The 20,682-nt window shown below is 45.2% G+C and carries 21 protein-coding genes; 6 read left to right on the plus strand and 15 right to left on the minus strand.

Translation table 11 applies throughout. The features are described 5' to 3' along the window. Positions 1–47 precede the first annotated feature (47 nt). The 3 genes from nirD to ACYX4M_RS04085 all read right to left on the minus strand — a co-directional run bounded on the left by nirD (position 48) and on the right by ACYX4M_RS04085 (position 4,918). Positions 48–416 (minus strand): nitrite reductase small subunit NirD, encoded by a 369-nt coding sequence (nirD, locus tag ACYX4M_RS04075; protein ID WP_476081997.1) that lies wholly within the window; start codon positions 414–416, stop codon positions 48–50. Positions 417–473: 57 nt separating this feature from the next. Then, positions 474–3,023 carry a nitrite reductase large subunit NirB gene (nirB, locus tag ACYX4M_RS04080; RefSeq protein ID WP_476081998.1) on the minus strand — a complete coding sequence of 850 codons (2,550 nt, stop codon included), beginning with the start codon at positions 3,021–3,023 and terminating at the stop codon, positions 474–476. Between the two features lie 329 nt (positions 3,024–3,352). Then, the gene (locus tag ACYX4M_RS04085) at positions 3,353–4,918 is read right to left on the minus strand and encodes a SulP family inorganic anion transporter (RefSeq protein WP_476081999.1); all 1,566 of its coding nucleotides are present in this window, start codon (positions 4,916–4,918) and stop codon (positions 3,353–3,355) included. 421 nt (positions 4,919–5,339) lie between these two features. Here ACYX4M_RS04085 and ACYX4M_RS04090 point away from each other — a divergent pair, with 421 nt between their 5' ends. Both ACYX4M_RS04090 and ACYX4M_RS04095 read left to right on the plus strand, forming a co-directional pair. Beyond that, on the plus strand, positions 5,340–5,627 hold the full coding sequence (locus ACYX4M_RS04090; protein ID WP_476082000.1) for a hypothetical protein: 288 nt from the start codon (positions 5,340–5,342) through the stop codon (positions 5,625–5,627). A gap of 306 nt (positions 5,628–5,933) precedes the next feature. Then, entirely contained in the window at positions 5,934–7,274 is a 1,341-nt protein-coding gene (locus tag ACYX4M_RS04095; RefSeq protein WP_476082001.1) for a nitrate- and nitrite sensing domain-containing protein, read from the plus strand. Positions 7,275–7,404: 130 nt separating this feature from the next. Here ACYX4M_RS04095 and ACYX4M_RS04100 read toward each other — a convergent pair whose 3' ends face one another. From ACYX4M_RS04100 to ACYX4M_RS04125, 6 genes are all read right to left on the minus strand, one after another. Beyond that, positions 7,405–7,608 carry a helix-turn-helix transcriptional regulator gene (locus ACYX4M_RS04100; protein WP_014948230.1) on the minus strand — a complete coding sequence of 68 codons (204 nt, stop codon included), beginning with the start codon at positions 7,606–7,608 and terminating at the stop codon, positions 7,405–7,407. Next, positions 7,601–8,083, minus strand: coding sequence for a hypothetical protein (locus ACYX4M_RS04105; protein ID WP_476082002.1), 483 nt, complete (start codon positions 8,081–8,083; stop codon positions 7,601–7,603). The genes ACYX4M_RS04100 and ACYX4M_RS04105 overlap by 8 nt, the downstream gene beginning before the upstream one ends. 378 nt (positions 8,084–8,461) lie before the next feature. Further along, positions 8,462–9,103, minus strand: a complete 642-nt coding sequence (locus ACYX4M_RS04110) for a nucleotidyltransferase family protein (RefSeq protein ID WP_476082003.1) — start codon at positions 9,101–9,103, stop codon at positions 8,462–8,464. Positions 9,104–9,105: 2 nt separating this feature from the next. Continuing rightward, a complete protein-coding gene (locus tag ACYX4M_RS04115; protein WP_476082004.1) occupies positions 9,106–9,798 on the minus strand; it encodes a phosphatase PAP2 family protein in 693 nt (230 codons plus the stop codon). A gap of 32 nt (positions 9,799–9,830) precedes the next feature. Further along, a complete protein-coding gene (locus ACYX4M_RS04120; protein WP_025256584.1) occupies positions 9,831–10,151 on the minus strand; it encodes a BolA family protein in 321 nt (106 codons plus the stop codon). Between the two features lie 5 nt (positions 10,152–10,156). Beyond that, complete coding sequence (locus ACYX4M_RS04125) at positions 10,157–10,810, minus strand: alpha-ketoglutarate-dependent dioxygenase AlkB family protein (RefSeq protein WP_476082005.1); 654 nt, start codon at positions 10,808–10,810, stop codon at positions 10,157–10,159. Between the two features lie 306 nt (positions 10,811–11,116). On the opposite strand from ACYX4M_RS04125, the gene ACYX4M_RS04130 reads away from it, so the two are divergent. Both ACYX4M_RS04130 and ACYX4M_RS04135 read left to right on the plus strand, forming a co-directional pair. Continuing rightward, complete coding sequence (locus ACYX4M_RS04130; protein WP_476082006.1) at positions 11,117–12,349, plus strand: methyltransferase; 1,233 nt, start codon at positions 11,117–11,119, stop codon at positions 12,347–12,349. 75 nt (positions 12,350–12,424) lie between these two features. After that, positions 12,425–13,033, plus strand: a complete 609-nt coding sequence (locus ACYX4M_RS04135; protein WP_476082007.1) for a peptidylprolyl isomerase — start codon at positions 12,425–12,427, stop codon at positions 13,031–13,033. Between the two features lie 57 nt (positions 13,034–13,090). On the opposite strand, the gene ACYX4M_RS04140 is transcribed toward ACYX4M_RS04135, so the two are convergent. The 5 genes from ACYX4M_RS04140 to efp form a co-directional block, all read right to left on the minus strand. Next, the gene (locus ACYX4M_RS04140; RefSeq protein ID WP_476082008.1) at positions 13,091–13,609 is read right to left on the minus strand and encodes a GNAT family N-acetyltransferase; all 519 of its coding nucleotides are present in this window, start codon (positions 13,607–13,609) and stop codon (positions 13,091–13,093) included. A 39-nt stretch (positions 13,610–13,648) separates the two neighbouring features. Then, positions 13,649–14,272 (minus strand): gamma-glutamylcyclotransferase, encoded by a 624-nt coding sequence (locus tag ACYX4M_RS04145; RefSeq protein ID WP_476082009.1) that lies wholly within the window; start codon positions 14,270–14,272, stop codon positions 13,649–13,651. A 167-nt stretch (positions 14,273–14,439) separates the two neighbouring features. After that, entirely contained in the window at positions 14,440–16,920 is a 2,481-nt protein-coding gene (locus ACYX4M_RS04150; protein WP_476082010.1) for a TonB-dependent receptor, read from the minus strand. Positions 16,921–17,093: 173 nt separating this feature from the next. Then, positions 17,094–18,062 (minus strand): elongation factor P--(R)-beta-lysine ligase, encoded by a 969-nt coding sequence (gene epmA, locus ACYX4M_RS04155; protein WP_476082011.1) that lies wholly within the window; start codon positions 18,060–18,062, stop codon positions 17,094–17,096. Between the two features lie 102 nt (positions 18,063–18,164). Continuing rightward, complete coding sequence (gene efp / locus ACYX4M_RS04160; RefSeq protein WP_179982333.1) at positions 18,165–18,734, minus strand: elongation factor P; 570 nt, start codon at positions 18,732–18,734, stop codon at positions 18,165–18,167. Between the two features lie 36 nt (positions 18,735–18,770). On the opposite strand from efp, the gene epmB reads away from it, so the two are divergent. After that, complete coding sequence (gene epmB, locus ACYX4M_RS04165) at positions 18,771–19,796, plus strand: EF-P beta-lysylation protein EpmB (protein WP_476082012.1); 1,026 nt, start codon at positions 18,771–18,773, stop codon at positions 19,794–19,796. Position 19,797: 1 nt separating this feature from the next. Here epmB and ACYX4M_RS04170 read toward each other — a convergent pair whose 3' ends face one another. Then, complete coding sequence (locus tag ACYX4M_RS04170; protein WP_179982331.1) at positions 19,798–19,989, minus strand: hypothetical protein; 192 nt, start codon at positions 19,987–19,989, stop codon at positions 19,798–19,800. 277 nt (positions 19,990–20,266) lie between these two features. Between ACYX4M_RS04170 and ACYX4M_RS04175 the strand changes: the two genes are divergently transcribed. Continuing rightward, positions 20,267–20,599, plus strand: coding sequence for a hypothetical protein (locus tag ACYX4M_RS04175; protein WP_476082013.1), 333 nt, complete (start codon positions 20,267–20,269; stop codon positions 20,597–20,599). Positions 20,600–20,682: the final 83 nt, after the last annotated feature.

Genomic DNA, 20,682 nt, shown 5'->3' on the forward strand with positions numbered 1-20,682 from the left:
TACAAGAAGGCTCTATTTATGTGGGCATTCAAACAGGGGCTGCTTGGTTAAATGCCTACAAATACTTTTTCGCCCTCTACCTTTACAGGGTAAGTGATGACAGATACATCATCGTGCTCTTTACACAGACCTGTTTCTAAAAAGTAATGCTCTTTGTACAAGGGCGAGGCGACAACTGGCGCACCGCCTATCGACCCCAATAGCCCGCGATAGAGTACGTTTGCTTTACCAATAGGGTCGTAGTTACTAGTGGCAAAAACCTGAGTTTCACCCTTTATTTTCAAGCAGAAAATGGCCACTTGCTGTGAGTCAACAAGGGCGCAAACGCCGCTGTTTGTCACTAGGTCCTTCGTCTCACAAACAAGGTGCCATTGCACTGCCTGTTCCGACGCTATTACGTTTTGCGCAGCTGTCATAATTTGTATCTCCTAACAAGGTTGATAAGCCAGTGGCTACACCATTAAGTCTATGGACTACACCATAGAGACGGGAATAAACTGATCTTTCCCTGCTACTTTTTCAGCTTCAGTAGCTGGACGAACCTGCCCTCGCTCTGAAACAAATTGAATATTGGTGTCGCTAGCGTTGCTGTTTACGAATTGACGGAAACGCTTGCGCGACTCAGGGTTTTCAATGGTGGTTTTCCATTCGCACTGATAAGCATCAACTACAGCATCCATCTGTGCCTCAAGCTCTTCATTAATGCCAAGAGCATCGTTAATCACAACATCTTGCAGATAAGCTAACCCACCTTCTAAGTTGTCCATCCACACTGATGTACGCTGTAAGCGGTCGGCCGTTTTCACATAAAACATCAGCACGCGGTCGATGTATTTAATCAGCGTTTCCGTATCTAGGTCGGTGGCGAATAGGTCTGCATGTCGTGGTTTCATACCGCCATTTCCGCACACATATAGGTTCCAGCCTTGCTCGGTAGCGATAACACCAATGTCTTTGCTTTGAGCCTCTGCACACTCACGGGTACAACCTGATACGGCAAATTTGATTTTGTGCGGTGCACGTAAGCCTTTATAACGATTCTCTAAATCAATAGCCGTGCCCACAGAGTCCTGTACACCGTAGCGACACCAGGTGCTTCCTACACACGATTTCACTGTACGCAGGGCTTTCGCGTACGCGTGACCGGTTTCAAACCCACCGGCTACTAGCTTTTCCCATATATCAGGTAAGTGCTCTACGCGCGCGCCAAATAAATCAATGCGCTGACCACCTGTGATCTTGGTGTACAGGTTGTATTCTTTTGCCACTTCCCCTAACAAAATGAGCTTCTCGGGCGTAATTTCTCCGCCAGGAACGCGAGGCACTACAGAATAGGTACCGTCTTTTTGCATGTTGCCAAGATAAATGTCGTTGGTGTCTTGTAGGGGTAGGTGTGAAGCTTTTAGGATGTAGTCGTTATAGACTGATGCCAGAATAGAACCCACAGCAGGTTTACAAATTTCACAACCTAAACCTTCACCATGCTGTTCAAGTAGTTCGTCGAAGGTGCGAATGCCGTTAACTTTAACAATGTGAAACAGCTCTTGTCGGGTGTGGTTGAAGTGCTCACAAATGGCTTTTGATACTTCCACACCTCGCTTTTCTAGCTCGCTATCCACAACATTTTTGAGCAAGGCGGCACAACCTCCACACCCTGTGCTGGCTTTGGTTTCGCCTTTTACATCGCCAACACTACAACAGCCACCTTCAATAGCTGAAACAATGTCGCCTTTCGTTACATTTAGGCACGAGCATATAGACGCGGTGTCTGGCAGTGCATCGGCACCTAATGCTGGGGCGGCATCGGATGATGGCAGAATTAGGCTTTCTGGGTGTTCAGGTAATTCAATGTTATTAAGTGCATATTGTAATAGCGTGTCGTAGTCGCTGGTATCGCCAACGAGTACAGCACCAAGCACGTACTTTTGCTCGCTATCTACCACCAGCTTTTTGTACACGCCTTCTGGCTGATTTAAGTAGGTGTAGCTAAGGGCACCTTCTGTACGTTCATGGGCATCGCCAATTGAGCCCACTTCTACGCCCATTAGTTTGAGTTTGGTACTCATGTCTGCGCCAGTAAACTCGGCATCGCCACCTGTTATATGACTTACTGCCGTACGCGCCATGGTATAACCCGGTGCAACCAAGCCAAAGATTTTGTTATCCCACAGCGCACATTCACCCACAGCGTAAATGTTTGGGTCAGACGTCACGCAGTGGTTATCAATGATAATACCGCCGCGCTCACCCAGTGTTAGCGCTGACTTTCTGCCGAGCTGGTCGGAAGGTCGAATACCGGCAGAGAATAAAATCATGTCAGTTTCTAACGCAGTGCCGTCTGCAAACACCATTTTATAGCGGCAGGTATCACCAGCTTCGATAGTTTGGGTGGCTTTTTGGGTATGAACGGTTACGCCTAAATCTTCAATTTTGTCTTTAAGCACGTTACCACCAGCTTGGTCTAGCTGCACTGCCATTAGCTGTGGCGCAAATTCGACCACGTGAGTATCTAGCCCAGCTTGCTTTAAGGCATTCGCAGCTTCTAAACCTAGAAGACCGCCACCAACGACAACACCTACTTTGCTCACCGCCGCTGAAGCTTCAATAGCGAGTAGATCGTCTATGGTGCGGTACACCAAGCAATGCTCTTGATCGTTGCCAGGAATGGGTGGCACAAATGGATATGAGCCCGTGGCTAGCACCAGTTTGTCGTAGCTAAACACCTGCCCTTCTGAAGTCGTCACCTTATTATTGTCACGGTCAATATCGGTCACTAAGGCATTGGTGACTACGTTTACGCCCCATTCGGCGTACTGAGCGGGTGTAGTAAGCGCTAAGTCATCGGCACTAGCGCCACTAAAAAATGATGACAGATAAACGCGGTCGTACGCAAGGCGAGACTCGCCGCATAAAACGGTTATTTCTACATTGGCATCGCTTTGGTGAAGCTGCTCAACAAAATGGTGCCCCACCATGCCGTTGCCGACGACAACAATTTGCGTTTTTGAGTCCAATGAAGTCATGGTATTCCCCTTTTTTCGGGACAAAAAAAAGCCCGCTTCAACTTTCGTTGATGCGGGCTTCGTTGCCTATTTTGCTAGTACTGACACTTAAGACCAGCATACTCTAGCTAACACATTTTACGGAGTGTTAAAAATCACACAATTTTCAGCGATTGACACAAATCACCAAAAACACACTTTACGCTTATAGCTATCCAAGTTCAGTGCCAAAACCGTAATCCGTTGTTTTTATTTGATTTACTAAAAAGCAGGTATTATTCAAATTTCAAAACTGCACCAAACAAACGCAAACCTGTGTTCACTTGGTGCATTAAGAACTATCAAATAAATTAGGCCAGTTTATCCGTTGCTACGCGGTAGCGAGGATCTTCAACTACGTTAATTTCAACAAATTTGTCGGCCTTGCGAAGCAGTGAACGACACTCATCGCTAATATGGCGAATGTGTAGCTTCTTACCTTGCTCTTCGTATTTATCTGCAAGGGTATCTAGTGCGTCGATACCTGATGAATCCCAGATACGAGAGTCTTTAAAATCAATAACTACATCTTCTGGGTCGTTAGCAATATCAAACAAGTCTTTGAAATGGGATACCGAACCAAAGAATAGCGGGCCTTCTAGTTCATAGACTTTCCAGCCGTCGTTATCAATATGCGACTTCGCTTCGATATGACGGGCGTGTTTCCATGCAAATACAAGGGCAGAAACGATAACACCCACAACCACCGCAATGGCGAGGTCGGCAATAACCGTGACACCTGTTACTAGAAATAGCACAAAGGCATCTTCTTTGTTTACGCCGCGAATAATTCTGAATGACGCCCACTCGAAGGTAGCGATAACCACTACGAACATTACGCCAACAAGAGCAGCAAGCGGGATCATTTCAATCAGCGGTGCAGCAAATAGAATGAAGCCCAATAGTACAAGTGCGGCAGTAATACCGGATAAGCGACCACGGCCGCCAGAGTTTATATTGATCATGCTTTGACCAATCATGGCACAACCGCCCATACCGCCAAAGAAACCGTTAACGGTATTTGCAACGCCCTGGCCAACACACTCTTTATTACCTCGACCGCGGGTATCGGTCATTTCATCAATTAATGAAAGAGTAAGAAGCGATTCAATAAGACCAACCAAGCAAAGAATTACTGAGGTTGGTAGTACTATCATAAATGTTTCCCAAGTGAACGGAACCATAGGAACAGCGAAGCTAGGAAGCTCGCCTGCAAGTGTTGCAGTGTCGCGCTGGTCAGCCGGTAGCAAGTCACGAACAAAGTCGATTACCGTACGTGCTTCTAAGTCGAGGCCGTGTACTAATGCGGTTACAGTAACAATCGCTACTAGCGAGGCAGGAACGGCTTTTGTGAGCTTAGGCAGTAAATAGATAATGGCCATGGTTAACGCTACAAGCCCTAGCATCCAGTACAGCAGTGTACCTTCCATCCACTGAAGCTCTCCAGCAGCGTTGGTGACTTTAAACTGACCTAACTGAGCTAAGAAAATAACGATAGCAAGACCGTTTACAAAGCCAAGCATTACCGGATAAGGCACTAAGCGGATAAACTTTCCAAGCCTGAATATACCGCACATGATCTGCAGCAAGCCGGCTAAAATAACCGCTGCGAATAGATATTGAACACCGTGTTGGGCAACCAGTGCCACCATTACAACGGCCATGGCGCCGGTAGCACCAGAAATCATTCCAGGGCGACCGCCAATAGCAGACGTAATCAACCCCATCATAAAGGCCGCGTATAGACCTATCATTGGTTCTACGCCGGCTACAAATGCAAATGCTACGGCTTCAGGGACCAGGGCAAGTGCCACTGTAATACCTGATAGCACATCGTTCTTAACGTTGCTGTCTTTACTGGTAATTAAATCGAACATGTTCTCTCAGAAGCTAAGATGTTAAACACAACAACCCACCGTGGCGTAAACCGCGTGATAGCAGTACACCAAGTAGGCAGGATAATTTTTCGGCGATTCTATCACCATTGCAGCTTAAAATCTTTTAATAGATTGTTACGAGTGTATAAACACAGGTCAAAGGGCGTGGCTGACCATCTAGCAGCGCAGAAGTCTCTTTACGTCTTACCCATACAGCTTCTCGGTTTAGCTTCAGGCACGCTAAATTTTTGCGCCTTTGCTGACAAGAGGCCTCTTACGTGGCATCGTATTGCAGTATTTTATAACCTAGCCCATCGGCCCGCGTAGCGCTTAGCATTATTTCGTAGCATTAACACGCTAAGTTGCACTTGATGATGCGGCAATGATGTAGGGCATAGGCCTTATTTAACGAGGAGTTTACGTGGTACCTTATATTCTTACCATTTTGTGCGTGTTAGTAGCAGGCGCTATTCATTGGATGTCGCCAAAGGCTTATTGGAAAGCCACCATTATGTCTACCGCCGTTATCTTATTATTTTCTGTCGCCGCGCTATTTATTTTTCAGGCTTCTGGAATGCTTGTGAGCGAACATACTGGGGAAAATGCAGACTTCTCAGGGCAAATGCTTACCATTACTACTATGGTTGCCTTCTTCGGCTTCTTGATTTCTCTCTTTGTCGGCTGGTTTCTCCGCGTGGTTAGAAACTAGCTTTTGAAATTAGATCTAAGCATCTGCAGGCGGGTTGCACCACTAAAGTGCAATTCCGCTTGCGCACTCTCCTGAAGTGCCCGTCATCTTTCACTCATCAAATTACAGTTAATTCTGCTTAACACCTATAAGAGTCACATCTGTTAAGCATTCAACGGATTACACTCCCCTCCAAACCTTGCATAACTACATTCTTATAAACAGGGCATAAGTGTTGCTTAATTCATTGTGCTTTAAAGCATTATTTCGCAAACAACTATCAATCAAAAAGCGAATTGCGTAAACCAACATTTAGCAAGGCCTTTTATGCTGCACGAACCTGAACAAACCATTGCGCTTTGTAGCGATGCGACCAAACGTTTTTTGCTGGCCGCAAAACATGCAGAAATCACTGTATTAGAACAGCTTTCAAGCAACTGTCGTATTGTTATTGCGGTTCGTGAGCTTATACATGAACTGCAAAAAGAGCGCGGAGCTAGCAATATTTTTCTCGCCTCTAAAGCCGAGCGCTACCAAGTTGAGCGCATACAGTATGTCCGTGCTAGCGAACAAGCAGAGTCAATGTTAAAAAGCCATTTGAAGTCTCTTTACTTAACTGATGAGATCACCTCTGGCAACCCGCGCCTATTAAGCAGTATTACTTTAGCCATGCAGGCGACAGACTACTTGCCACGCTTAAGAGAACAAGTCGGTAAGCAACAGTTAACGCCACTGGAATCAACACGGGCCTACAGCCGTTTAGTGGCAAGTTTACTTACTGTCATTTTTGAAGCAGCAGATATCGCGAGCGATCCAACCATTACCCGTTTGCTGGTTGCTTTGTTCAATTTTATGCAGGCCAAAGAATATGCAGGGCAAGAGAGAGCGTGGGGGGCAATTGGTTTTGCAGAAACTCATTTCGACGCGCGCTTATGTGAAAAACTAGCCGCACTTCAGCAAGCCCAAGAACATCACTTCAATATATTCTGTAAATTCAGCTGTAAGCCTCACAAAGCGGCATTGGAAGCATTAAATCAAAGCCCTGCCGCAATAGATATTACCCAACTTAGAAATATGATCGCTCAGCTTGGAGACGGCAGCCCGATTGCTGGTGAAATATCAGAAGTTTGGTTCGATGTAGCAACCCGTCGTATAGATGCAATGCAGGGTATTGAGGTAGCATTGACCGAGGCCTTAACACAGCAAGCTAACAGTAAAGTAGCCAATGCAAAAAATGAAATGGCCAATCATCAACAGCTACTTACACGCTTTAACGATGAGCACGCCAATGATGGTTCGCCGCTCACCTTACTGTTTGACCCCAGTATGCCGGGCTTAGCGGAAGATACAAAAGACGACGAAATTAAAACGCTGTCACTCGATGAGCAGACTAAAACCTTATCTGCTCACCGCTCTTTTTACGACTTACTGCGTTCACAAGCCCAGCATATAGAAGATATGGGCCGTGAACTTGAAGAAGCTAAACGTGCAATTCAAGATCAGAAGCTGATAAGCCGAGCAAAGCTGGTAGTTATGGAACAATTTGGACTAAGCGAAAATAACGCGTATCGCCGACTGCAAAAACAAGCCATGAGCGAAAACACAACCATAGCCGCTATTTCCGCTAAAATCGTTGATATTGCATCGAAAAACTCGGCCAGAAAATAAATTCCGGCTCGTACTAATTCAGACGTACTAGTTTAGACGTACTAGCTTAGACGTACTAATTTAACCGTATAGTGCAGCGCTATCTAATATGACAATCACTACACTATAGTTCCAGCATAACGCTACCTATTTACTTAAGTGCGAATACTTGCTCAACTGGAATGGCAAAATATTCGGCAATTTTTAGAGCAATTACTACCGATGGTGTAAAGCGTCCGGTTTCTACTGTGCTAATAGTCTTCCTGGAAACACCAATAGCGTCAGCTAATTCTTGCTGAGATATTTTGTGTTGCAATCGTAGCTTATGAATGTGGTTATCTAAATCTTCATTCATCTAGGTCTTCCTCACGCAGCTTCCATAAAATGGATGTTCCATGCGCAGCCGTGGCTACACCGAGCAAGACTTGAAGAGCATTGGTGATCTCAAAGGGGGCCATGAGATCTACAAACCATCTGCTGTCGCCCCAAAAAGCAAGAACCAACGCACCAAATAACATGATGTGACAGGTAATGCGCAAGCTAAACGAACTGACATAGTCCACATACTCATCGTTAAATTTCAGTGTCCAATAACCCAAACGCGATATATTTTTTGTGAATTTCATCGTTTTAACTGATAAAACAACGCAGTAAATCGCACTTGCCGCTGCTATCAGATCTAGTAGTAAGTTAACCACTGAGCCAGTGTCGTTGACCACAGCCAACGCTGCCTTACTTAGTACAATAAGAGCAAGGCAAATACTAACTTTTCCAGTTATTGTTAAATACTCTTGCTCCGTCTCTGGTGTTACTAAAATTGATGTTGCCATTTTTAAATTCCTTATTATTAACGGCGCATTGATGCCGTATAGAGCTCACTGCAATTTAATATTACATATGATACCTAAACGGATCATATGTAACCCATAGGTATCAATGATACCTTAAGGTTACATAGTTGCAAGTTTTTTATTCAATTCGAACGTTACGCGCTTGCTGTGTCTGTATTTTCTCGCCATTTTTGGGGTAATATTCGTAGAGGAATGTACTAGAATAAGTTGTTTATTTAGCAATGCTTTACATATTGCATATGAGCAGAAAAAAGCGACTATTTGTTATGCATAAACATCCCAATTTTGTCTTTGTTCCAACACAGAAAAACCGGAAACATCAAGGCTTGATACGCTCTAATGCGCACTGCTTTCCGATTATCTTTGAACCTTTAGCAAAGGCCACACGTCAAGCCAATTCTTAGATGCGACTCGCTTACTAAAAACATCGGGTCTTGGATATTGGGGGTTATTACTTATGGTGCCGGCGAAATTTGCAACTAGGCCAAATGGTGCAAGTACGTCAAAATCATCATTCGCTAATAAGCGAACCGCAACACAGGTTTCTCGCTCTATCCAATATGAAATAGCGTCGTGGCAATTATTATAGGGAGCATGTCCGTGAGACAAATGCATACGTGCTTGGTTTTTCACCTGCCAATTAGCTTGGGGCATTATTTGGGTTAGCTGGCGTTTAATGGCTTTTTCTTGGTTTTTTATTTCTGATTTAGCAGCCGCAGTTATTAGTGAGTGTTCTTGTTGTTGAAATGCTGGTTCTGTTGAAGTCTGGGCTATTGCAACATTCTGAGATACTGTGATTTCATCGCTTAAGTAAATCACATCAATATCGTTAAGCGGCGTTGGTTTACCCCTTTCGTGCAATTCATCCCATATTGCATTTCGCACAAATCCTGCACCAATATAGCCTTGCGGTAAATCAAGCGACCGCAAGGCATGAAGGCAATCCATTCTGAAAGGATCTCGCTTGATAATATCGCCAAGCCTTTTGAGATCTTGCACACTTAACCTTTGTCTTTAATACGCAGCTTTCGCTTCCACTTAATCACGTAAAAGCAAAATGCCGCCATGCTTCCGCCAGCAAACCAGCCTGCGATAATATCACTAGGCCAGTGCACGCCCAGTAAGACACGGCTAAGACCAATGCAAAATACCAGCAGAGTAGTCGCAAGGTATATCCATACTCTTACCCGCGTACTTGTTGCCAAATGTGTGAGCAAATGAGCTACATAAAAGTAAACCAGAGTTGATAGCGTGGCATGAGCCGAAGGAAAGCTTTGGGTATACACATCAACATGTTGCATGTTCAGCGATGGGCGCGGTCTGTCGATACCCGCTTTTAGAAGAAACGTCATCGCGATTCCCGCTGCTACGGCAATAATAAAGGTAACGGCCTTTTTCTTCTCTCCCGCCATACCTAAAGCACCAGCGACTGCTGCCACAACAAAAACTAGTACCGTATTGCTACCTAGCGCTGTGGTATCTCTAAGCACATCACGCTTCCACCCCGACACATTGCCTAGCTCGCTAATTGTGTTAAACACTGCATTATCAAATGACGTTAAAACGCCCATGTAAACAAACAGCATCATTAACAAAAAGCCTGTTCCAAGTAGTAAAACTTGAATAGCGGGTGTTTTTATCATGCTTAAATAATCGGCGATGGCGCCATTTTTTGTCTTTTCACTGCTTGTCATGTTTCTACTTCTATTTAATACGATTGAGGGTGCTACTTATCGTGCTTGCTGCCGCCTAGACAGTTGGGTGATGCTAGCGACTCTCCACCTCGCGCTTCCCACTCTGCTGGTGTATACGTGTGAAGCGCCAAAGCGTGAACAGGCCCTTGTAGTGCTTCTGCCGCAAGCCCGTTAATTTCTCTGTGTCTTGCTATTAAACGCTTACCTTCGAAGGCGTCGCTCACAACGGTAACTTTAAAGTGACTCTGCGCACCGTCTGGCACATTGTGCATGAAGCTTTCATCTACAACCTCAAGATAATGTGGACTAAGTGCAGACTCGATCGTAGTTTCTAGAAACGCTTTTACTTGCATCTTGCTTACCTTGCTCTTTGAATAAGATGTCGAAATGTAAGATTAATTCTACCACCGATGGGCTTTGTCGTCTTTGCAATACCATGCACATAATGGCTTTGTGTTGCACCTGCCATAATCAATACGCTCCCGTGTTCCAGTACCTGCGTATGCTTTTCCTTTGTTTCTTTATGCTTAAAAACAAAGGGTCTTGCCTCCCCTAACGTAACTGATGCAATCACGGGGTTGACACCTAGCTCTGGTTCATCATCAGAATGAAAACTCATACTGTCTTGCCCATCGCGATACCAGTTGGCTAGCACGCTGTTGAACCTTGCTTGGTACTGTGAAGCGCTCGATTTTTCACACAGTTGCTCACAACGTGCTTTGATGTCTGCAAGGCTTTCAGTCCAAGGGTTCGGCGACATGGTTAAATTTGAATAGGTGTAAGTACATTCGGGATCGCCGTGCCAGCTTTGAAGCCGAGGGATTTTTACCGGCTTGCCAAACAGCTTAATCGTATCCTGACGCCAGGGTAACTCTGCTTGTAGTTTTGTAAAAAAGGTATCAGCAGTAGCCTGTGATAGCGCGTTAGGAAAATAGATGACATCGCCTTCAACTAACGGGAGCTTGAAAGACGTACGCTTGTCTTCAGCAGTGTCGAACAGGGAAAATTGCATGTGTAAGAACTATAATTCCTTTGATATTTAATACTAGCTATCTACATCGCGGTTGACGGTGTCAATGCCCCCTTTAGAGCTTGTGTAATTACACCTTGTTTTCAATGAGTACGCATGCTTTTCCAGTGCGGATTGCTCTGTCATCGTTAAATATCGTGCTTTATACAAGGTGCATCCAATACCGAAGAATAACGGCTTATTCGCTAGAGCCAAGTGGTTGATATGGTAAGATAGACATTAGCACGTAAATTAAATGAGCATTCCCTAGTAGATAATGCTTTGAGCCTTCTCTAAAAACAGACCCCAATGAATACAGAATTTATATTTGCCGACCGCCAGTTCTCGCTGATTCGCTACCCTGAAAAGCACCAGCACGTAAGTCTTCAAGCATGGGATAGCGCAGATGAGCTTGTTATTGAGCACATCGAAACTTTATTAAGTGAAACATCACTCTCAGTTGGCAGCGATGAGAATGACGGGTCAATGATGATCTTTAATGATGACTTTGGTGCGTTAGGCTGCTGGTTTTCCCATTTAGCGCCTTACTGGGTGTCCGATTCCTATATTTCATTGCGTTCACTGTCTGAGAACTTAAAAGCCAATCAGTTACTCAATGCACCAGTAGATGACAGTACAAGTGAGCTCGCGACCGCACAGCTTAAAACGTTAACCAGTGTAGAAAGCTTAACGTTTAAACCAGAAACTGCACCTAGCCTTATCGTCATAAAAGTCCCTCGCGCCCTCGCTTTGCTAGAACAACAGCTTATCGATATACAAAAATATGTTACGACTAGCACTCGCATCGTCGCAACGGGCAAAGTGAAGGCCATTACGAAGTCGGTGCTTAACTTGTTTGAGCGATATATTGGCCCTACAACCACCTCTCTTGCTAAAAAGAAATCTCGGCTTATTTTCGCAACGCCTCGTGAGTCTCTAAAACGCGCTGACTCTCCCTATCCTACGCGCTGGCAGTGTAAAAGCACCATGGGCGCAGAGCTTACTATCGATAACCTTGCCAACACATTTGCTCGACAGTCGCTGGATATTGGCGCGCGTATTATGCTTGAGCACATGACGGTGAGTGCCAATGACGTTGTGGTAGATTTAGGCTGTGGTAATGGTGTACTAGGTGTAAACGCGCTGTCTCTCGCTCCTGACGCCAAAGTGATATTCGTGGACGAGTCCTATATGGCGTTGGAAAGTGCCCGACTCAACGTGCTAAACAACTTTCCGGATAAAATCGACCAGTGCGAGTTTGTTGCAAGTAACTGCTTAGAAACACTCTTAAATCGTGAAAATAAACCTGCTGTTACCAAGATTTTGTGTAACCCTCCCTTTCATCAGCAAAACGCGATCACCGACCATATTGCATGGCAAATGTTTACTGACTCTCGTGAATTACTGATTAAAAGTGGTCACTTGGTGGTGGTTGGCAACCGACACCTTGACTACCACATTAAACTTAAAAAGCTGTTTGGTGGCGCTAAGGTACTTGCGAGTGATAAAAAGTTCGTTATCTTAGGCACTGCAAAACGCTAAGCGCGGAAAAAGGTGCACAATGAAAGGTGCGCCAAAAAAGTGCACAAACTAAGGAATATATTTAAAGGCATTTTTATGAAGAAAATACTTTTATCAATCATGACCGCCGTTATGCTGATTGGCAGCAGTTCATCTGTTATGGCCAAAAAAGACGATGGGTCTCAGGTTCAGCCCGATAACTATTACCCACGAGTAAAGATTGAAACAACCATGGGCGATATCGTGGTTGAGCTAGACAGAAGACGCGCGCCACTTACGGTAAATAACTTTCTTCGTTATGTTGATAAGCGCGCCTACGAAGACACTATTTTTCACCGTATTGTGCCTGGTTTTGTTGTGCAAGGTGGAGGCTACACTGCTGACTTCAATGGTAAATCAAACTTCCCCGATATTTTTAATGAATCAGGTAACGGTTTAACAAACGACCTACACACCATTGCAATGGCAAGACAAAGTGACCCGCATACCGCCAACCGACAGTTTTACTTTAACGTGAATGACAACAGCAGCTTAAATCCAGGCAGAGACTGGGGCTATGCGGTGTTTGGCGTAATTGTGGAAGGCGAAGATATTGTTGATGCCATGTCGGAAGTAGAAACTGAATACTCCATTCGCCTTAACGCGAATAACGTCCCGATTGAGCCAATCATTATTAAAAAAGTGACTGTCTTACCACCGTTATAAGGTTGTATCGTCTTTTGGCCGAAAAGCATTATACATTCAGCCATAGAGCGGACTCATCTATGGCTGAAGCTCAAGTCTAAACAAATGCTGTTTTGGAAAGGTTTTATCGAAGTAGAATCCCTGCTTTTTGAACCCTAGTCGCTGTAATAGCTTTTGCGATGTTTTATTGTCTGGGTGCGTCATTGCGGTTAAAAAGCCATACCCCTCAGCAGTAGCCCAGGCTATAACTTTCTTGCATGCCTCATGGCATAAGCCGCTTCCTCTTGCATCAGGCAGCATGGCGAAGCCCAAGTCTGGGCATTCAAAGGCAAAGCGATTAAATAACCCACAAACTCCTAACGGCTGTTTAGTGTCATTTAACTCAACAGCAAGTAAACCGTACCCCCACTCTTCTCGTTGAGCGTTGGTTTTTCCAATGTAGTCGCAGGCATCGTCTACTGTATTAACGTTCTTACTTCCAATGTACTTAAGCCACAGCTCGTCTTGCTGTAATGCTAGTACCCAGTGTTGATCATCAAACGTGAGCGGTCTTAAAGTAATTTTGTCGGAAGTTAAAATTGATGCTTCAGTATTCACACTAAACTCTCTGCCTAAGGGCGTTTGTTACTGCTAAAACTAGCGCTTCGCTAGAATTCTGTCTATACGCTCAATAGTTTCATTATTTACTTTTGCCGCACGTGGGTATTTGGGCTTTGCTCTGTCGTTTACTCTCGGGTGTTCCCATAGCGACGTGTTTTTTACAAATCGCTCCGCTTCTTCAATGCCACCGTGTTCTAGGCAACCGGCCATACAGGTATCAATATAGGTTTGACTAACAGGGAATCCTTCGCTTGCCGGCTCGCAAGCGAGTGTTTCACAAATCCAGAAGGTGAACTGCGCCAATCGCTCATTTAACGCAGCTGTGACCTCACCTTTATGAAGGTGAAAATCGAGTGCTTTAGGGCTTACTTCCACAAAACGATAGTCTTTTTCTCGGTTTTGTAACGCGGGGTTAATTTGCGTGGGGATAAGCTGAGCGTTTAGCTGGTTATGGGTATTAGCCACGGCGCCTACATAGGTTTGCTCTTCGTGAATACTGCGCGTCACCCAAGCCCGTTCGAACCCTGATACGGTTACCGGAATACCTTTTGTGAAAATGTTCGAGTAACGCTCTCGACTATCTTTACTGAGTAAGCTTCCGTAACCTAAAACCATGTTTTTTTCGGTTTGCGTACTTAGCCAGTTCGCGATCTCATTCATTTTCACCTCTACTTCATAGCCGCTTCACCATCACTATTTTAGGACTGTTTATCTTTACTTTGTATAGCCCCAAGAAAAATGGCGTTACGCATTTTTTCACACTGCATAAATAGCAAAGGCGGTGTAACAAGTTACACCGCCTTTGCTTACTACAGTAACGTCGTTAATTAAAACAACGCTCGCACACCCAAAGTAAAGTTTCTACCTGGAAGCGGTGCTTGGTCTTTTAAGAAAGATGTATGAACGCGTGCTTCCTCATCAGTAAGGTTCTCACCACGGGCAAACAATACCCAGTCGATACCTTGAGAACCAAACTCATACTGCACGTTTGCGTTAACTAACGTGTAACCGTCGGTTGTAGTTTCAAACGACGCTACTTCGTTCTGGTCGTCATACCATGTAAAACCCACGTCAGCGCTTAAGCCATCGTTCACATAACTTAATTCGCTACCGAAGCGCATAGGTGGCGTGCGCGGAAGGTTGTCATCTTCTACTTCTGCGCGAATATAGTCACCAAATACAGTTAAACGTAGCGTTTCAGTTAAGTCTACGTAAGTTTCTGCTTCAAAGCCCCAGATGTCGGCGTCAGCTTGTTGGAAGTAATAGATAGGCAAGCCTTCTTCATCGCCGTGCTCGTCATGTTCAAGTTCTTCGTGCTCGCCTTCTAGCTCTTCTTCCTCATGCTCTTCATGCTCACTAAGCGCAATTAAACCCGTGCTTGTTTGGAAAATATAGTCATCCGCCTGATTGTAGAAGAACGACGCACTGTAGCCCCAGCTTCCGGTAAACTTACGGAAAGTAATATCCAAGTTGGTGCTAACTTCCTCGTTAACGCTTCTTAAGTCTTCTTCAATATGGCCTTCCTCGTCCATATCAAATACTAGACCTACTTCGTAGCTTTGCGTTGCTAAGTGCTGGCCAGCAGAAAAGAGTTCTTGCTGGCTAGGCGCGCGTTCGCTGCGTGATAAAGTCACTGCAATAGAGTGCCCTTCCTGGTATTCCCAGTTAGCGCCCGCTGAAAGCGACAGGCTGGTGAAGTCATAATCAGGGAAGTTGAAAGCAACAGCGTGCTCTTCATGTTCTTCACCCTCATGCTCTTCATCGTGCTCTTCGCCTTCGTGCTCATCATGTTCTTCATGTAGAACGTCAAGTTCTACTTCGCTTGCGTCAGCATCCAAAGTCGTGCGTTCAAGTCGGCCACCCAACTCAAAGGTAACGTCACCGACTTTTTTCTGCTCAACGACATAAAGTGCATAGCTTGATGTGGTATTTGCTGGTGTAAAGGCTTCTTCGCCCACAGCATTGTAATCGCTATGGTTAAACTGTAGCCCGAATACGCCGTGCCAGCCGTTCACTTCTTCGTGGTAAGCAGAAAGACGGATGTCGCTTGTTTCGTTTGTGAATACAGTACCCGGCTCGCCGTCTTCAATTTCTGCGTGCTCATAATCGGTATAAGCCGCGGCAAATTTAAGGTTAGTAAGTCCCTCAAAAGGAGAATGCCATTCACCGGCTGCTTGATAGCGAGTCATATCTACATCAAGTAGCACACCTTCTTCGCCATGCTCATGTTCTTCGTGCTCTTCATCCTCATGCTCTTCGTCATGTTCATCGTGCTCTTCTTCACCGTGAGCATGGCTGTGGCCTGGCACCCCATATTCGTTGTCTAACTGCTCAACCGCGAAACCGAAGTAGCCTTCTTCAGCTACATAAGATAAACCTGCAACAATGTTGCTTGTTTCCATAGCGCTGCTTTCTAATTCACCGTTAGGCTCATCTTCATCAGGTTCGATAGATGCGAAGCCTGGGATGTCAGCATTGTCTGTGTCGCGATAAAAACCGTCTACATGCCACACAATATTGCCACTACCGCCAGTTACATCAGCGCGAGTGTACGAACCATTGTTAACCGTGCTGTAGCTAGTTTCTGCTTCGCCTTCTACGCCATCTACTTGGTACTGGGGAATGCGTTTATCTACTACGTTAACTACACCACCGATAGCACCGCTGCCGTATTGAAGTGTTGCAGGGCCGCGAAGCACTTCCACCTGGGTAGCGCTTGAAAGCGTAGTCGCTACGTTATGGTCTGGCCCAACACGCGATACGTCAGAAACATCTAAGCCGTTTTGAACTATCTTTACGCGAGGACCATCGTTACCGCGAATAACTGGGCTGCTTGATACTGGACCGAAATACGTGCTGTGTACACCCGGCGCGTTTTTTAGGGTTTCCCCTAAGGTTGGTGCTTCTATTTTACGTAATTTTTCAGCACCAATTACGGTCACTGGCGTAACAGATTCCAGTACTGATGATTGAAGCGCATTGGCGGTAACCACGATATTTTCGACGGATGCAGGCTTTAAAACGAAGTCTACATTTTGATCCGTATTTACGTCGCCTAAGTCGTTATCACCATGAATGTAGTTTGAAGAATAAACATGTAAATGAATATGTGGCTGCTTAACATCGTCAAAACGGTAAACACCATTTGCATCGGTGTATGCTACACGGCGGCTGCCTTCAATTTTTACTTCAGCCCCTGCGACAGGTTGCCCTGCCGTGTCGGTGACTTTTCCCGTTACTGTGGTGGCATACACAGGCGCACTTAACAGCCCTGCTATGGACAAACTTAGCAGCGAACGCATTTTCATGGGTATTCCTCTGAGGATGTTATAACATTATCTAGTGATGTTATAACATTTTTCAGCATTGCCGTGCTCATGTCAACCGCAGGCCAAAGTAAGTTACCCCTTATCTACGCTAATTTAATGTTTTGTAACTATTTAGGTGCAAAGCCTTCGCTTTTCTGCCCCGTTAAAAGTCTCTAAGCTCTGCTTACCGTGAAGTTGATTACTTCTTGAATATGTTTTGCATTGGTTTTAAGCATAAGCAAACGATCGATGCCCAGCGCCACACCCGCACACGGTGGCAAACCTGCGTCAAGCGCACTTAGAAAGTTTTCATCAATGGGCTTAGTGGGAAGGCCATGTTCTTCGCGCTTTCTGTTATCCGTTTCAAAACGCAGTCGCTGCTCTTTTGCCGCACTTAACTCATGGAAACCGTTTGCAAGTTCAGCGCCTTGGTAATACACCTCAAAGCGTTCGGCAACCCGTCCATCAACTGGGCTTAGTTTGGCAAGCGCCGCCTGAGAAGCAGGGAAATCGTAGATGAAGCACGGTTTTTCGTTACCGATTTTAGGCTCGATTACATAGCTGAATAAGAGTTGTAACTTGCTGTCATAGCTTAGATTTTGCGGCGCGTGAATATCTATGTTCTGCTCTTCCATTACCTTTAGCAAAACGTCGTTATTAGCACTTAACGGGTCAATATTTAAATAGGTTTGAAAAGCTTGCTGATACGTCATCTTATCGGCCGAAGCGGTGTTAAGAGTTTCTTGCAGCAAGGCGTCAACCTCGTCCATTAGCGCAAAATGATCAAAACCTAAGCGGTACCACTCTAGCATGGTAAACTCTGGGTTGTGCCAGCGCCCTTCACCTTCATGGCGAAACGCTTTACACACTTGATAAATACTACCGCTGTCAGCGCACAGTAACCGCTTCATGGCATATTCAGGGGAAGTTTGAAGATACAGCGTAGTTGGCTTACCGGATGAGGCAAAATTGAATTGTGTATCAAACGCATTTAAATGCTCATCGGTAACCGTACCGTTTGAAAGTAAAGGCGTGTCTACCTCTAACACGTTTCTTGCGTAAAAAAACTCTCGGATGGTTCTGAGTAATTCTGCACGCGCTACACGTGCATCATGTGAGGTAGTCGGCTGCCAAGGTTGCATGTATTAAAACCTAAATAGTAAAGCTTAAACAAAAAACCGGTACACAAGGCACCGGCTTTTATACGTAAACAATAGGCGCGTATAGCGCTTTAGTTTTCGCTATTATTTTTGTGCACGAGACACATATTCGCCAGAGCGCGTATCAACGCGGATAACTTCACCTGTTTGTACGAATAGAGGAACGCGAACAACTGCACCAGTGCTAAGTGTCGCTGGTTTACCGCCCGTACCCGCTGTATCACCTTTAAGACCTGGGTCCGTTTCAGTGATTTCTAGCTCAACAAAGTTAGGTGGCGTTACCGTAATAGGAGAACCATTCCACAGTGTAATAGTACAAACGTCGTTTTCTACCAACCACTTTTGGTTCTCGCCCACCGCTTTTTCGTCTGCAGCGATTTGTTCGAATGTATCGTTGTTCATAAAGTGGTAGAATTCGCCGTCGGTGTACAAGTAGGCAAGCTCTGTATCCATTACATCAGCGCCTTCTACTGATTCACCTGAGCGGAAAGTTTTTTCTAAAACTTTACCTGAAATAAGCTTGCGGATTTTTACGCGGTTAAACGCTTGGCCCTTACCCGGCTTTACGTATTCGTTTTCTAGAATGTTGCAAGGTTCGCCGTCCAGCATAATTTTCAGGCCGCCTTTGAACTCGTTAGTGCTGTAATTAGCCATAATTCCTCTGTCTAAACATAAGGTACAAAAAGTTTCGTGGAACAAATAATACCTAAAAAACCGATTTCTGTAGAGCATAACTGGCAAAAAGAATTGGCGAGTAGCTACACCGATCCTGCAAAACTGTTACAGCACTTAGGTTTAGACGAAGAAAAATACGCTCAACATATTAAAGCACGCCGCCTTTTTCCCATGCGTGTTCCACGGCATTTCGTTAGCCTTATGGAAAAGGGAAACCCCAACGACCCCCTGTTTTTACAGGTTATGCCGCTTAGCGACGAATTTCTCACCTCACCGGGCTACAGCGAAGATCCGTTAGATGAGCATGACACAGCAGGCAAGGGTATTTTGCATAAATACGATTCTCGTGTGCTATTGATGGTACGCACTGGCTGTGCAGTAAACTGCCGTTACTGTTTCCGTCGCCACTTCCCGTATGCCGACAATTCGGTCAGTAAAAATCAATGGCTTGATGTACTTGAATACCTTCGCAGTAACAGCAAGGTTAACGAGGTGATTTTTTCAGGTGGCGACCCTCTTATGGCGAAAGATGATCATTTGTCGTGGTTAGCCAACGAAATTACCGCCATTCCCCATATAAAACGCCTGCGTATTCATAGCCGTCTGCCGGTAGTGCTACCAGAGCGAATTAGCCATGACTTTGTTGAATGGTTTACCGCATTGCCGCTTCAAAAAGTATTAGTGCTGCACGCAAACCACGCGAATGAGATGTCAGAAACGCTAAAATCCCGATTAAACACACTACGAGAGAGAGGTGTGACCCTGCTCAATCAGTCGGTATTGCTAAAAGGCGTAAACGATTCCGGCGATGCCATAAGTGATTTAAGTGAAACGCTATTTGAGGCTGGAGTACTGCCCTATTACTTGCACGTGTTAGATAAAGTGCAGGGTGCGAGTCATTTTTATGTGAGTGATGATGAAGGCCGCGCAATTATGGAAGAAGCGATAAAGCGTCTGCCAGGCTTTTTAGTGCCAAAACTGGTGAGAGAAATTGGCGGTCAACCTGGCAAAACGCCTATCGACTTACATTTGCATCCGTAACTTACGCGTAGGTATCGATGTTGGCGCCTAACGCGGGGTTCGAAGATGACGGTTTTGGTACGTCAGCGGCTGATTCCAGCAGCTGAAGCGACGCTTTACCCTCTTGCTCTTGCTGGCTTTTTGCCAACTTAAGAGAGGCCAACTCAAGTGACGCACCGGACGCTCCAGAGGCACTAGCACCTTGTAGATCCATACCATTTTCCTTTGTTGCTTGTAGCAAAGTAAAAAAATGGGCAGAATTGCCCACCCTTACGATGTGTTGAGTGTTACGTAACCAGCAAGTTCGTTAGTGAACCGCAAGCTTTGTAATTTACAACATCGTTATGTTATCGGCCTTGAAAGGCGAAACTTTAACCATTATTTACCGTAATACATTTTGCGTGGCAAAAAAAATTGCGACGCAAACCATATAAACTTAGGTGTGCAGGTAGTAAGCACACCTAATCACATTAGAAATAAAAGGCGTGACTATGCAACAGAGCCAAGAGATGCAAGCTGTCCATCAACAACTTCAAGAAACACTTCAAACGCTGCACCGCAAAGCCGTTGATGCCGACCAAGTTTTAGATAACTTACAGCGCGATCAAAAAGGTAAGTTTGCTGCCGTATTCGCTGACGATAGCGGTTTCACCGCATCAGCCAAGCGCTTTGGCCCCTATGTACAAGAGATTGCAAATGACTGGCAATCGCTAAAGGAACTGGATGATGATGCCGCTAAGCAGGCACTTGCGCCTTTGGTTAAAAAAATAGAGTTGGCTCTTGTAACCATTGCACAGTTTCAGCAGTCTCTTGCTAAAAAGTAGCGTAGAACGGCAACTGAGTAAAACAAAGCCCGCTTCAATTGCGGGCTTTTTTATAGATTAACTTCTCGCTCACGGCGCGCTCT

The sequence above is a fragment of the Alteromonas sp. ABV4_150 genome (assembly GCF_056311745.1).